General features: G+C 53.7%; 15 protein-coding genes and 1 CRISPR repeat array. Of the genes, 11 read left to right on the forward strand and 4 right to left on the reverse strand.

The genetic code is table 11. The features are described from left to right. The 5 genes from cas2 to DTHIO_RS11520 all read left to right on the forward strand — a co-directional run bounded on the left by cas2 (window position 1) and on the right by DTHIO_RS11520 (window position 4,928). Window positions 1–294, forward strand: a complete 294-nt coding sequence (gene cas2 / locus DTHIO_RS11500; RefSeq protein ID WP_008870471.1) for a CRISPR-associated endonuclease Cas2 — start codon at window positions 1–3, stop codon at window positions 292–294. Window positions 295–473: 179 nt separating this feature from the next. Continuing rightward, a CRISPR array of direct repeats spans window positions 474–3,091; the repeat unit is 32 nt; unit sequence GTCGCCCCCTGCGCGGGGGCGTGGATTGAAAC. Between the two features lie 38 nt (window positions 3,092–3,129). Next, the gene (locus DTHIO_RS22980) at window positions 3,130–3,234 is read left to right on the forward strand and encodes a type I-E CRISPR-associated protein Cas6/Cse3/CasE (protein ID WP_083803977.1); all 105 of its coding nucleotides are present in this window, start codon (window positions 3,130–3,132) and stop codon (window positions 3,232–3,234) included. A gap of 348 nt (window positions 3,235–3,582) precedes the next feature. After that, complete coding sequence (locus DTHIO_RS11510; protein WP_208596405.1) at window positions 3,583–3,873, forward strand: virulence RhuM family protein; 291 nt, start codon at window positions 3,583–3,585, stop codon at window positions 3,871–3,873. A 559-nt stretch (window positions 3,874–4,432) separates the two neighbouring features. Beyond that, window positions 4,433–4,672 carry a type II toxin-antitoxin system RelB family antitoxin gene (gene relB / locus DTHIO_RS11515; RefSeq protein WP_008870472.1) on the forward strand — a complete coding sequence of 80 codons (240 nt, stop codon included), beginning with the start codon at window positions 4,433–4,435 and terminating at the stop codon, window positions 4,670–4,672. Window positions 4,673–4,706: 34 nt separating this feature from the next. Further along, complete coding sequence (locus tag DTHIO_RS11520) at window positions 4,707–4,928, forward strand: type II toxin-antitoxin system RelE family toxin (RefSeq protein ID WP_244156368.1); 222 nt, start codon at window positions 4,707–4,709, stop codon at window positions 4,926–4,928. Window positions 4,929–5,250: 322 nt separating this feature from the next. Here the strand turns inward: DTHIO_RS11520 and rarD are convergent, their stop codons facing one another. Next, a complete protein-coding gene (rarD, locus tag DTHIO_RS11525) occupies window positions 5,251–6,186 on the reverse strand; it encodes an EamA family transporter RarD (protein WP_008870474.1) in 936 nt (311 codons plus the stop codon). Window positions 6,187–6,476: 290 nt separating this feature from the next. On the opposite strand from rarD, the gene DTHIO_RS11530 reads away from it, so the two are divergent. After that, a complete protein-coding gene (locus DTHIO_RS11530) occupies window positions 6,477–7,232 on the forward strand; it encodes a class I SAM-dependent methyltransferase (protein ID WP_008870475.1) in 756 nt (251 codons plus the stop codon). A gap of 64 nt (window positions 7,233–7,296) precedes the next feature. On the opposite strand, the gene DTHIO_RS21440 is transcribed toward DTHIO_RS11530, so the two are convergent. After that, entirely contained in the window at window positions 7,297–7,467 is a 171-nt protein-coding gene (locus tag DTHIO_RS21440) for a hypothetical protein (RefSeq protein WP_008870476.1), read from the reverse strand. Between the two features lie 264 nt (window positions 7,468–7,731). On the opposite strand from DTHIO_RS21440, the gene DTHIO_RS11535 reads away from it, so the two are divergent. Together DTHIO_RS11535 and DTHIO_RS11540 are read left to right on the forward strand one after the other, a co-directional pair. Next, window positions 7,732–8,448, forward strand: coding sequence for a DUF4197 domain-containing protein (locus DTHIO_RS11535; protein WP_244156356.1), 717 nt, complete (start codon window positions 7,732–7,734; stop codon window positions 8,446–8,448). Window positions 8,449–8,675: 227 nt separating this feature from the next. Further along, complete coding sequence (locus DTHIO_RS11540) at window positions 8,676–8,897, forward strand: YbbN family protein (RefSeq protein ID WP_008870479.1); 222 nt, start codon at window positions 8,676–8,678, stop codon at window positions 8,895–8,897. A gap of 83 nt (window positions 8,898–8,980) precedes the next feature. Here DTHIO_RS11540 and DTHIO_RS11545 read toward each other — a convergent pair whose 3' ends face one another. Then, window positions 8,981–9,484: a phosphatidylglycerophosphatase A family protein gene (locus DTHIO_RS11545; RefSeq protein ID WP_008870480.1), complete on the reverse strand. Its 504-nt coding sequence runs from the start codon at window positions 9,482–9,484 to the stop codon at window positions 8,981–8,983. Continuing rightward, on the reverse strand, window positions 9,481–10,122 hold the full coding sequence (locus tag DTHIO_RS11550) for a Maf family protein (RefSeq protein WP_008870481.1): 642 nt from the start codon (window positions 10,120–10,122) through the stop codon (window positions 9,481–9,483). The genes DTHIO_RS11545 and DTHIO_RS11550 overlap by 4 nt, the downstream gene beginning before the upstream one ends. 398 nt (window positions 10,123–10,520) lie before the next feature. On the opposite strand from DTHIO_RS11550, the gene DTHIO_RS11555 reads away from it, so the two are divergent. The 3 genes from DTHIO_RS11555 to DTHIO_RS11565 all read left to right on the forward strand — a co-directional run bounded on the left by DTHIO_RS11555 (window position 10,521) and on the right by DTHIO_RS11565 (window position 12,685). Next, a complete protein-coding gene (locus DTHIO_RS11555) occupies window positions 10,521–11,885 on the forward strand; it encodes an SH3 domain-containing protein (RefSeq protein WP_040418272.1) in 1,365 nt (454 codons plus the stop codon). Between the two features lie 99 nt (window positions 11,886–11,984). Further along, a complete protein-coding gene (locus DTHIO_RS21445) occupies window positions 11,985–12,263 on the forward strand; it encodes a hypothetical protein (protein WP_153305070.1) in 279 nt (92 codons plus the stop codon). Continuing rightward, entirely contained in the window at window positions 12,242–12,685 is a 444-nt protein-coding gene (locus DTHIO_RS11565) for a host attachment protein (protein WP_008870483.1), read from the forward strand. Before DTHIO_RS21445 ends, DTHIO_RS11565 begins: the two co-directional genes overlap by 22 nt. Window positions 12,686–12,693 lie beyond the last annotated feature (8 nt).

The raw sequence follows: 12,693 nt of genomic DNA on the forward strand, positions 1-12,693 counted from the left end.
ATGATGGTGCTGGTAAGTTATGACGTGAGTTTTGAAGATCCAAGCGGCAAGAAAAGATTGCGCCGTATTGCCAAGGTTTGCGAAAACTTTGGGCAGCGAGTTCAATACTCTGTGTTTGAATGCGTGGTGGACCCAGTACAGTGGACAGCCTTCCGTGATCGACTGCTCAAGGAATATGATGAAGAAAAGGACAGTCTTCGTTTTTATTTCATGGGTAAAAACTGGCAGCGCAGAGTGGAACATCATGGAGTTGGCGAGATCTATGATCCGGAAAATGATGCCCTGATTTTGTGAGTTGCGAACCTAAAGCTCTCAGCATTTTGCCGGGGTATTCGCACTCGTATTTTGATCTTTTATTTTTGAGAGTTGTTGAACACATGCATCACCAAAACTCAAATCAACAGGATTCTTTATCATGGGTTCGCGGCTAAACGGCCTTGAACCCATGTACCCCGTGGCATTTGAGAGCCACTGTCGCCCCCTGCGCGGGGGCGTGGATTGAAACAAGTTTTTGCTGAGGATAACCCCCAGCTCATGCTGGTCGCCCCCTGCGCGGGGGCGTGGATTGAAACGATTTTTTCCGGACAGGTATCCGCGACGGTGCCCGTCGCCCCCTGCGCGGGGGCGTGGATTGAAACTTTTGCCCGGCTTGCCAGCCTGAGCAGGTATTGCGTCGCCCCCTGCGCGGGGGCGTGGATTGAAACACGCATATCTTAAGTGAATCAGCAGTAACTGTGTGTCGCCCCCTGCGCGGGGGCGTGGATTGAAACCTTTTCTAGCACTCTGAGTGTGGCAGAATTATTGGTCGCCCCCTGCGCGGGGGCGTGGATTGAAACATATTCCAAGAGGGAGTCCCGGAGGTTATTCAGGCGTCGCCCCCTGCGCGGGGGCGTGGATTGAAACGGGGTCGGTACCCAGGGCGGAATTGAGCTGAACATGTCGCCCCCTGCGCGGGGGCGTGGATTGAAACGGTTAATCTCAGATCATTAACACAATAGGTCTCAGTCGCCCCCTGCGCGGGGGCGTGGATTGAAACTGCCTAGAATGTTTCATGAGAGGCCGGCTGCAAGGTCGCCCCCTGCGCGGGGGCGTGGATTGAAACAAGAATACATAAGGAACCTCAGGAAAGAGCGTGACGTCGCCCCCTGCGCGGGGGCGTGGATTGAAACGTTATACGTCTTGCCGCAGAACTGCTCCTTGCAGGTCGCCCCCTGCGCGGGGGCGTGGATTGAAACAAATTGTTCAGCTGCAGCCTGCTGGATTGCTGGTGTCGCCCCCTGCGCGGGGGCGTGGATTGAAACAGGCTGGGATAGTCCGGGAGCACCTGGAGCAGCGGGTCGCCCCCTGCGCGGGGGCGTGGATTGAAACGATTTTTTCCGGACAGGTATCCGCGACGGTGCCCGTCGCCCCCTGCGCGGGGGCGTGGATTGAAACAGGGACAAGAGTTACAAGCTGAATCGGCAACAACGTCGCCCCCTGCGCGGGGGCGTGGATTGAAACTCCATGAGGCAATTGAAACATTCCATACCTTATCTGTCGCCCCCTGCGCGGGGGCGTGGATTGAAACATGAAAGTGACTATGGAAAAGGTACGGTTTATGGAGTCGCCCCCTGCGCGGGGGCGTGGATTGAAACTGGGCAAGGGTGGATTCGCCGGGCTGGTCGGTCGAGTCGCCCCCTGCGCGGGGGCGTGGATTGAAACAGGTGTCCAGGGATCGGCAGTCCAGACGCCCGGAGTCGCCCCCTGCGCGGGGGCGTGGATTGAAACTTTCCAGGCCACATAGATCCCTCGCTATCTGGAGTCGCCCCCTGCGCGGGGGCGTGGATTGAAACAGGGACCACAGTTCCCTTGGAGGGATTGATAATCGTCGCCCCCTGCGCGGGGGCGTGGATTGAAACACGTTGTGCCCGATCCAGGTTGCCGGTTTGTAGAAGTCGCCCCCTGCGCGGGGGCGTGGATTGAAACCTGCCAGTCAATATAATAGTTCCCACACTCGTCGCGTCGCCCCCTGCGCGGGGGCGTGGATTGAAACATCTGCGCTAGCAGGTCCGCAATACTCGCCTCGGTCGCCCCCTGCGCGGGGGCGTGGATTGAAACTGCCAGGTTGCGCCGTATCCACGGGCTGACGAGGTCGCCCCCTGCGCGGGGGCGTGGATTGAAACTCCGGTTCTCTGGGACAGACCACCGTGGCTGTGAGTCGCCCCCTGCGCGGGGGCGTGGATTGAAACAGCCTCAGCCATAAACCAGTCAGAATCCTCTAAAGTCGCCCCCTGCGCGGGGGCGTGGATTGAAACATGCCTACTGGCCGCCGCCTTCGGGTCCTGGAGTGGTCGCCCCCTGCGCGGGGGCGTGGATTGAAACTCATGCTTCTACCAACGGGGTTCCGGTGAAGGATGTCGCCCCCTGCGCGGGGGCGTGGATTGAAACTCTGTATAAAAAATATGCAACCAGCACGGCCCAAAGTCGCCCCCTGCGCGGGGGCGTGGATTGAAACAACAGATCTATCATCGACAGGCCTAACTGGACAGGTCGCCCCCTGCGCGGGGGCGTGGATTGAAACTGAATAAGGCTGTAAAGGCTTTAAAGCACTTTTGGTCGCCCCCTGCGCGGGGGCGTGGATTGAAACAACAGAAAAGGAAATAGTTGCTGCTGCGTATGATGTCGCCCCCTGCGCGGGGGCGTGGATTGAAACTGGCAGATCATGGTGTACGGGCATGTCCTGCATAGGTCGCCCCCTGCGCGGGGGCGTGGATTGAAACAGTACAGAATAGCTTGGAAAGCAATCCTGAATAAGGTCGCCCCCTGCGCGGGGGCGTGGATTGAAACTGCAACAGCGCCAGGTCTGAGCTTGATGCATCCACGTCGCCCCCTGCGCGGGGGCGTGGATTGAAACCGTCTATGCCAAGAAATGAGGCTATATCGTCAAGTCGCCCCCTGCGCGGGGGCGTGGATTGAAACCAGGTCACCCGTGGTCTGGCTCTCGTTTCGCCTGCGTCGCCCCCTGCGCGGGGGCGTGGATTGAAACGCTAAGCTATCGGCCAAAGGCGCCGGAATAAGAGGTCGCCCCCTGCGCGGGGGCGTGGATTGAGCAGCTGACCGGATCTTTGATGCCGAAAGGCGTTAAGCACCATGCTGGAGGTCACTGAGCCGGATAGCTTTAAAGAAACCCTGTTCAACGGGCTGGGTCGGTCCCGGGCATTTGGTTGCGGGCTGATGCTGGTCAGAAGGTGCTAAGATGAAGCCAGATCTTGGTGAAAGTATTCTGTACCAGCCTGAAGACGGTAAATGCGCCCTTGATGTATCTCTAAAGGATGAAACAGTCTGGCTTACCTAGGCGCAGATGGTGGAGTTATTCCAGAGGGACAAGCGTACAATTTCCGAACACATCCGAAATGTATTCAAGGAGGGCGAGTTGAGCGAGCAGGCAGTTGTCCGGAAATCCCGGACAACTGCCGCTGACGCTGACAAAAACTGTTATCCGTGGCATTTTGCCACGGCCTCATTGAAGCACAAATGATTTGTGCAGTTCTCCCGTCCCGGAGGTGGTCAATTTTCGATTGTCACAACCACCTGAATGTGCATTTGAAGGACGAAACCGTCTGGTTGACCCAAAAGCAGATCGCTGCCCTCTTCGAGGCTGAAAGAAGTGTTGTCACCAAGCACATTGGCAACATTTTTCGTAGCGGAGAGCTGGACAGGGAGGCAGTATGTGCAAAGTTTGCACATACTGCCGAGGTCGGCAAAACCTACCGGACAACTTTTTATAACCTGGATGTCATCATTGCTGTGGGCTACAGGGTGAACGCCAAACGCGGTACCCAGTTCCGAATCTGGGCCACGCAGGTTTTGAAGGAGCACCTGGTGCGGGGCTAAACCCTGATAAGGGCCAGGCTGTGCAGGAGGTGCTCGGTCGCTATGCCCGCGCCTGGCAGCTTCTTCTTCAATATGATGAAGAGCGCCTGTCTGTTCCCGAATCACGACATGGGGTCAGGGTCAGCCTGAAAACAGAAGATGTGCGGCAGGCTAGCGTTCCCCACGCCTGTGGGGATGAACCGTTACGATAGCCGAAAAGAGTAGGAAAGAGTAGAAAAGTAAAGATGTAAAAGTAGAGCCGCACCCGCCCCCCTGCTTTACTGCGATAAAAACTCGGTGTCCGATCCGGACATAGTGCCTGGGTGGCAAGCTGTCTTAAGAAGCTGTCGAAAGGGGAGGTTTTGCCAACTCCATGCTGTTGGTCGTCACTTGGTGTTGGTTTGGTAAACTGCTTGGGGCGATAGGAGAAGAACTAAGCAGCTGCCAGACTTTTCCCTTACTCCGTTCAGGGCCAGAAGGTTTGTGTTCCATGGTCAACGGTCTTTTACTCTGATGTTTGCACTTGACTAAATTTAAGATACATGGCAGTATTACAAAAAATACAAAAGGGGGGGAGATTATGGAAAATACAAAAATGCACACTGTTAGACTCCCTGTCGGTCTATCTCAAAGGCTGAAACTTTTATCCAAGGCTACAAAACGCACAAAGTCCCACTTCATACGAGAGGCTTTGGAAAGGACGCTTGAGGACCTGGAGGACGCATATTTGGCTGAAACCGCCTACGAAGAGTATTTGAAGAGCAAAGAGAAAGCCATATCTCTTGAAGACGTGGAGCGAGACATTGACTTGGCAGATTAGCTTTACTCCAGGGGCGGAAAAAGAACTTAAGAAGTTGGGGAAACAAGAATCACAAAGGATTACTCGATACCTTAAAGAGCGTGTAACTCAGGACCCCAGAGCGTTGGGCACAGTCCTTAAGGGACAGCTGCGGGAGTTTTGGCGGTACCGGGTTGAGGATTACCGTGTGTTGGTGAAAATCCAAGACGAAAAGTTGCTTATCCTTGTTATCCATAGAGTACATCGAAGTAAAAGTTATTTTGCTGTCGATCCATAATCATGACAACCTGAGCATTTAATAGTTATTGTATATATTCATAGCTAATACTTTATACTTGCAGGCAGACAAGTTGTTGGCTTTGTTTGCGGCCCAAGAACTTACCCTTCTTTGCCTCAGACAGGCAAAGAAGGCAGTAACGGCAAGACAGAAGAAGAGGAAGAAGGACAGAAAAGAAGATACAAGAATAAGATATAAACAATTTCAAACCGGCACAATTAAGACATATACAGGTTGGCGCTTACATGCGGTGGGGATGAACCGGATATGCCTCACCCTGAGCTTTGTCCGGGGCCGAGCTCCCCAATGTGCTGAGGCATGCTCATATTTTTGGGCTAAACTTCTTCAGGAACCAGATGCTTTCGCACATATAGATTATGATTCCGGCCCAGATGAAGATGAATGAAATCAGTCTGGCCGGAGAAAATGGCTCCTTAAATACCAGCAGCCCCAGAAGAAACATCATGGTGGGGGCGATATACTGAAGTATCCCTACCTCCACCAGCCGAAGCCTCCTGGCGCTGAAGGCGAAAAGGAGCAGGGGAAGGGAAGTGATCAGTCCTGCACCAATGAGCAGTATGTCGATCTGCAGCCCCATGGCCGCAAAGCTGCCCCGGCCAGGGCTGAGCAGCAAAAATATCAAAGCGGGACCGCTTATGATTGCGGTTTCCAGCCAGAGACCGGGCAGGGACTCGGTGCGGACCACCTTGCGGATCAGACCGTAAGCGGCGAAGGTAAAGGCCAGCACCAGGGCAATCCAGGGTACCTGTCCGTAATTGAAGACAATGTTCAACACACCTGCCGCAGCCAGTAATATGGCCATGACCTGCAAAGGACGCAATCTGTCCCTGAAGACCAGACAGCCCAGCAGGACATTGACCAGGGGATTGATGTAATAGCCCAGGCTGGCTTCAATGACGAAGCCCGCATTGACCCCCCAGATATAGGTGAGCCAGTTTATGGACAGCATAAGGCTGCTGAGCCCCAGCAGGAGCACGCTCTTTCTGGAGCGCAGCAGGCTGGAAACTTCCGGCCATCTTCTGCTCAGGGTCAAAAACACAGCTACAAAAACAAACGACCATAAAATGCGGTGGCACAGGATTTCCGCGGCTGGAACGGTGGACAGGCCTTTCCAGTAGACCGGCAGAATTCCCCAGAGGGTAAAGGCTCCCATTCCTGCCAGCAGCCCGCCCCAGCTGTTCGAGAAGGAATTGTCAGGTCTGTTTGCAAGGGGTGCTGAAGATACAGTCTTGTGCATGGTAACTGGTATTCGTTTTATTGAACAAAATATGGGCCGGATATTTTTTATAGACTGGAAGACTCCGTGAAAGGCCGGTATCAATGGAAGCAGTTCAATTGCATTTTGTCAAATAAATAAACTGGGTCTGTCCTGTGGCCATAAATTTAACTCTGCTTGTATGTTGCTTTTGGATGTGGCAGGTATTGTGGCGTGAATATGCAGTACTCAGGCGGGACCTTGATGGGTCACCCCACTGACTTGAGTCAATTCCGGAAATTAATCCGTCCCGTAGTGTTATGGAGGTAATAATGAGCTTTTACTGGCCGGCATATAACGAACTGGCCTGGACCGAGGAACTCCTGGCCGATCCGGCTGAATATGAATACGAAGCCGGGTTCTACGTGGAGCTTATAAAAGGCACAGCCAAAGGTGATACCCCCCGGACCCTGCTGCACCTGGGCAGCGGTGCAGGCATGCACGACTGCGTATTCAAGAGGCATTTCACGGTCACCGGGGTGGACCTGAGTCCGGGCATGCTGGAGAAAGCCCGCGCCAAAAATCCTGATGTGCAATATCATAAAGGAGACATGCGCAGCATTCGCCTGGGCCAGAAGTTCGATGCCGTGGCCATTCCGGACAGTACAGACTACCTGGTTACCCGGGATGATCTATACCGGGCCGTAAACACCGCTGTAGAGCATCTCAAAGCAGGTGGTGTCTTGCTGGTTACCGCTAAACCCAAAGAAACCTTTCAAAACAACAACTTCTCCTACACCGGAGAAAAAGACGGCCTGCACCTGACCCTGCTGGAGAATAACTACATAAATCCATACCGGCATGATACCTATGAAGCCGTGTTCGTGTATCTGATCCGGCAGCAGGGGGAGCTGACCATACATACGGATCACCATGTCCTGGGGCTTTTTTCCAAAAGGACCTGGGAACAGGCTTTCAGGGATGCCGGTCTGGACATGCAGGAAAAAAAACTGCACGGTGTCTACGAAAGGTATATTATTGACGGGGGCTCATATCCGCTGACCGTGTTTGCGGGTATAAAGAAGTGACTCTAAACTGTTACGATTTTGCATTTAATCAGCCGGATAAGCTGAATTAGCGCTTAAGATCTCATCACTTTTCATCCGTGGAGCAACGCTCAAGGTACTTTCTCCAGGTCTCCATGTCCTGCAGGGCGTGGTCTTTTTCGGGCCACTCCCCGAGGATTATCCATTCCCCCTTGGATTTAGAATATCGATATACCGCCCAGAACTCTCCAGCCTGCTCTATTTTAAGCTCTTTCATTGTTTACTCCTTTTTAATCCTGTTTACTTTTTGTATGACATGTACCTGCCAAATAATCAACAACAATGTTCAAAGGAGTGTGGGGCCAGGCTTTCAGGGATGCCGGTCTGGACATACAGGAAAAAATACTGGACGGTGCATAAGAAATGTATATTATTGATGCAGGTTCATATCCGCTGACTTTGCTTGCGGGTATAAAGAAGTGAGCCCAAATAATAATTAAAAAAATCGCAAAGGGAAAACATGGGAAAGTATTGGTTGTTCATGGCTTTTTTTGTGGCTGTTTTGCTGGGGGGTTCTGAACTGAGGGCTCAGGACTGGCTGCAGCGCGGTATGGACGCCTTGCGCGATCAGCCTGATGCAACAGAAAAATCAGGGCTTGCGGATTCGGAGATTGCCGAAGGTTTAAGAGAGGCCCTGCGCATCGGCAGTGAAAACGTAATCAGTCACCTGGGCCGGGAGGATGGATATTACCAGGACCCTAAAGCCCATATCCCTTTGCCTGTAAGTCTGCAGAACGTGCAAAACATTCTGGAGAGGGCCGGGATGGGACATATGCTTGATGACCTGGAGCTGCGCATGAACCGCGCCGCTGAACAGGCCACTCCCAGGGCCAGGGAGATGTTTGTGCAGGCCATTTCCGAGATGACCCTGGATGATGTCCGCGGGATATACAACGGTCCTGATGACGCAGCCACACGGTATTTTGAGGGCACCATGTCCGGGCCGCTGTCGGAGGAGTTTACCCCGCTGGTCAGGGAGAGTCTTGCGGATGTGGGCGCGGTAAGGGCTTATGAAGACCTGATGTCCAGGTATCAACAGCTTCCGTTTGTACCGGATGCCCGGGCGGATATTTCTAAGCACGTTGTGGATCATTCCATAGAAGCCATCTTTGAGTATCTGGCTGTGGAGGAGGCCGCCATCAGAAACGATCCCCTGAAGCAGACCACGAGCATGCTGCAGCGCGTGTTCGGCAGATGATGCAGGCCGATAGCTTTTCAACATGCTGATATAATTGACGATAGATTCAGGCAGGTTGTGGGTGGAGGACAGGAGGAGTTGCCCGCAAAAAAATAACAAAAGGAGATTCGTTTATGTCACTGACAGAGTTGAATAAAGAAGACGATTTTCAAAAGGAAGTCATGGAGCACCCGGGTTATGCTGCAGTTCTTATGCACATGCCCACCTGACCGGATTGCAGGTCTGCGGTGCAGGCCCTGAAGGAAGACAGGCACGGCCTGGATTCCAGGCTAAAGGTGCTGGCCTTTGAGATTGAAAGCCCCCGGAACCTGCCCTCCTGGGCGGCAGGGGTGCGCGGTGTGCCCACCTTTATAATTTTCAAAGACGGTCAGGAGGTGGACAGGCTGGTAGCCACCGGTAGAGACGATATCGTGGCCAGGCTTTCAGAGTGGATTAAGGCTAATGCCTGACCAACTGGAATGAAACATTTTCCTGGTGAAAAAAATGGCCTGTCCAGCCTGATAACTGGCTGCTTCAGGGCAACTCAGGGGCTTTACACAATGGAAGGGAACAGATTGGCCAGTATCAGGCGTTCCAGGATGGTCAGGGCTGCCAGGGCGTAAATCCCGGCCAGGAGGTCGTCCACCATGACCGAGTATCCGCCCGGAAACCATTTTTCCGAGCTTCTCACCGGCCAGGGCTTCAGGATATCAAAGAGCCTGAAAAGAAAAAAGCCGGCTGCCAGGAGAAATATTCCCGACGAGGCCAGAAAAAGGAAAGTCACCCATTGCCCCAGAACCTCGTCTATTACGGCCTGGCCTGGATCTTTTCGTCCGAAATGAGTCTCTGCCGCAGAACAGGCCCAGGAGCCCAGCAGAAAAAGTGCCGCCAGGATAAGTATCTGCACCGTAAGGCTGAAGGGAAGAAAAAGCCAGGGTGCGGCAATGACTGCTGCCAGGGACCCCCAGGTCCCCGGGGCTATGGGTATATAGCCCACCGGACCAACGGTGGCCAGGTGTCTGCCCAGAGTCTGCAGGACAGTGTTTCCGGCATTCATGGGTGATTATCTCCGGCTGCATGGATGGCTTTTATGTGCAGCAGGGCCTGGGTGACCCGGTCCAGGGGCAGGCCCACAACGTTGGTGTAGGAGCCATGCACTGAGCTGACCAGAAATGCGCCCACGCCCTGAATGGCATAGGCCCCGGCCTTGTCTCGGGGCTCACCTGTATTTATGTAAGCTTCCAGAATGTCCTGCCCGGCGGGGATCATCTCCACCCGGCTGGCCACGCTGAAGCTCTCCCGGACCTGCCAGCTCTCACACCTGAGACAGACACCGGTTATGACCTCGTGGACATTTCCCTGCAGGCGCTCAAGCATTTCCAGGGCATGCTCCCGGGACCCGGGCTTGCCCATGACCTCTTTTTCCAGGACTACTATGGTGTCTGCCCCCAGTACAACACTGTCCGGGTTTTTTTCAGCTATAATCCTGCATTTTTCACTGGACATTTCCAGGGCGTAATGCTCTGGGTCCTGGCCGGATCTGATGGGCGGCTCTTTGTAGTCGGCAGGCACCACCCGGAAGTCCAGGCCCAGGGAAGACAGAAGCATCTGCCGGCGCGGCGAGGCCGAGGCCAGTATTATTTCCCGGGCCGTGCGGAACGGTCCCTGTGCAAGCAGGTAATTATCGGTGTTCAATGTTGTTCCCCTTCAGTGAATTACTCTTGAAACCCTGTCATAAAAAACAAGAAATATTAGAGCTGCGCTAAAAAAAGTAGCAGGCCAAGCGTAAAGGACAAAAAAAGGAAGGGAGCTCATACAACCACCCCCGGCCCCTCCTTGGCTAAGTAGGGGAGTTTACGCCGTGCCCGTGATCTATACTGACGAGCAGGCCCGGTTGAACGTTGCCATGCACTGCGCAAAGATAAATTTCTTCCTTTGCGATCTTCGCGCCTTTGCGTGAAAAAAATGGATTGCGGGGATGGCCCCCTTTAATATGAGGACGTATTAATTGGTTTGAGCAGCAAAATCAAGGACGATCAGGCGTATCTGATGTTTTGACTTTTCATAGGTGTTAGCTGTAAATAAGAAGTATTATGAACACAAAAGAAATTATCGCCCCTTGCATGAACGTGCTGTTTTTCTGGCTGGTTCTGTCCATGCTGGTTCTGGCTTCCTGTGCTCCCAGGCAGGAGGGCATGGTCCGGGATCTGGAGGTGCTGCCCCAGAGCAGTGCCCATTATATCCCGGAGCTGACCGGGGAGCTTTTTTCTTTGGAAAAACAAGGCGAGCTTTACCGGGATTTCCGGGAAGCATATTTTGGTCCATGGACCCGCTCGGAGCCAAAATTCGAGGCCCAGGAAGTGTTCTGGGGTTTTGATTTTATCCGGAACAGGGAAGTATATAAGGAGAACTATCTCCCTGCAGACCCGGACTGGCTGGGCAGAATGCGCCAGCAATCCGATGTTTCGGGATATCCTTCCAGGCACAAGCGGGCTGTTACAGTGGACAACGCTGACATGCGGGCCATGCCTTCCAGGAGCCCCGTATTTCTGGATCCCCAGTCTCCAGGCGAGGGCTTTCCCTTTGATTACCTGCAAAACACCCTGGTTCCGGCGGGAACCCCGGTGCTCATTACCCATGTCACCCGCGACGGGGACTGGGCCCTGGCCGAGACCGACTACGCCGCCGGATGGGTGCGCTGGTCCGGGCTGGCCCTGGTGGATGATGACTTTGTACAGAAATTCAAGTCCGGGCCTTTAGCAGGATTTGTGCAGGACCAGGCCCCGGTTTATACCGCCGGAGGAAGGCATGTTTTCACGGGCCGGGTGGGCATGCTCCTGCCGCAGGGTGAAAGCGGAGCATTGAAAGACGGACAGGGGATTATGGTCCCTGTGCGCGATGAGCATGGACAAGCCGCGCTGGTGGAGGGCAAGACCCGAAGCGGGGTGTTGCAGAAATTTCCAGTACCTCCCACAGGGGATAATTTTGCAGGGATGATGGATTCCATGCTGGGGCAGGCATACGGCTGGGGAGGCATGTATGAAAACCGTGACTGCTCCGCTCTTTTGCAGGATCTGTTCAGGATGTACGGTATATTTCTGCCCCGCAACTCAGCTCAGCAGAAAAGTTTCAAAGAGCCCATCTCCCTGGAGGGTCTTGCCCGGGAAAAGAAGCTGGAGAAGATCGTGGAAAAGGGCAGACCGCTTTTAAGCATTCTGTATATGCCGGGGCATGTAATGCTGTATCTGGGTAAAGATCCCGGATCCAACAAGCCGGTGGTTTATCATTCCATGTGGGGCTTAAGGACCAGCCGGGTCTGGCACTCGGAGCCGGGCAGGCATATTATCGGGCGAACCGTCATCACTTCCCTGGAGCCAGGCCGGGAGTTGCGGAACCTGGTCCGTCCAGAGGGGCTTTTAATAAACCGGGTGACCCATATGACCACTGTGGTGGATTAGGGATTTTGGGATTTTGGATTGGGGATTGGGGGATTGGGGGATTGAGGGATTGGGGGAGAAAGGCATAGGGCATGGAGCATGGGGCATGGGGCATGGGGCATGGAGCATAGGGCATGGGGCATAGGGCATGGGGAAGAGCAAGAAAAAGAAGGGGTGATGGAGGCAGAAGTTTTCAGGTATTCTGGTATTAAGGAATTGGGGGGTTATGGGATTAAAGGGGTGAGGGTTGATACTGCAGAGAACTTATATCTGTGCAGGAGGGATGCGGCATGCCTTGACTTTTCCGGTTTCAATGCCCATGCATTATGGAAGAAATCAGCATTTTCGGTCCTAACGACACATCAAGGAGGTAGAATATGGACTACAAAGCCTGGGTAGTGGTGGCGGACAGTTCGCAGGCAAGAATCTTTGGAGCCAATTCACGCGGAGGCGGTCTCACCGAGCTGGAAAAGTTCGAACATCCCGAGTCCCGCATGAAAGACCAGGACCTTAAAACGGATAAGGCCGGGCGTATGTATTCCATGCAGGGAGAATTCAGGACAACTGCAGAACAGACTCCGGCCCGCAAGATGGAAGCTGAACGTTTTGCCCAGAAGCTGGCTGATCATCTGGAAAAAAGCCAGCACAACAATAAATTTGAACGTCTGATCCTTGTGGCTGCCCCTTCATTTCTGGGTATGCTCAGAAACAGCCTCAAGGACACCACCCGCAGGACCCTGAGTAACGAACTGGACAAGGATCTCTGCCGGGTGGAAAAACCCGAAGAAATCAGAAAACGCCTGCCTGAATACCTCTGGTAAGACCTTTA

It is taken from the genome of Desulfonatronospira thiodismutans ASO3-1 (assembly GCF_000174435.1).
Lineage (GTDB): Bacteria > Desulfobacterota > Desulfovibrionia > Desulfovibrionales > Desulfonatronovibrionaceae > Desulfonatronospira > Desulfonatronospira thiodismutans.

Bases quoted from the DNA above. Each gene is read 5' to 3' on its own strand.
- DTHIO_RS22980 (WP_083803977.1), top strand. From the start codon at position 3,130: ATGCTGGAGGTCACTGAGCCGGATAGCTTTAAAGAAACCCTGTTCAAC.
- rarD (WP_008870474.1), bottom strand. From the start codon at position 6,186: ATGCACAAGACTGTATCTTCAGCACCCCTTGCAAACAGACCTGACAAT.
- DTHIO_RS11530 (WP_008870475.1), top strand. From the start codon at position 6,477: ATGAGCTTTTACTGGCCGGCATATAACGAACTGGCCTGGACCGAGGAA.
- DTHIO_RS11555 (WP_040418272.1), top strand. From the start codon at position 10,521: ATGAACACAAAAGAAATTATCGCCCCTTGCATGAACGTGCTGTTTTTC.
- DTHIO_RS21445 (WP_153305070.1), top strand. From the start codon at position 11,985: ATGGAGCATAGGGCATGGGGCATAGGGCATGGGGAAGAGCAAGAAAAA.
- DTHIO_RS11545 (WP_008870480.1), bottom strand. From the start codon at position 9,484: ATGAATGCCGGAAACACTGTCCTGCAGACTCTGGGCAGACACCTGGCC.
- DTHIO_RS21440 (WP_008870476.1), bottom strand. From the start codon at position 7,467: ATGAAAGAGCTTAAAATAGAGCAGGCTGGAGAGTTCTGGGCGGTATAT.
- DTHIO_RS11565 (WP_008870483.1), top strand. From the start codon at position 12,242: ATGGACTACAAAGCCTGGGTAGTGGTGGCGGACAGTTCGCAGGCAAGA.
- DTHIO_RS11535 (WP_244156356.1), top strand. From the start codon at position 7,732: ATGGCTTTTTTTGTGGCTGTTTTGCTGGGGGGTTCTGAACTGAGGGCT.
- relB (WP_008870472.1), top strand. From the start codon at position 4,433: ATGGAAAATACAAAAATGCACACTGTTAGACTCCCTGTCGGTCTATCT.
- cas2 (WP_008870471.1), top strand. From the start codon at position 1: ATGATGGTGCTGGTAAGTTATGACGTGAGTTTTGAAGATCCAAGCGGC.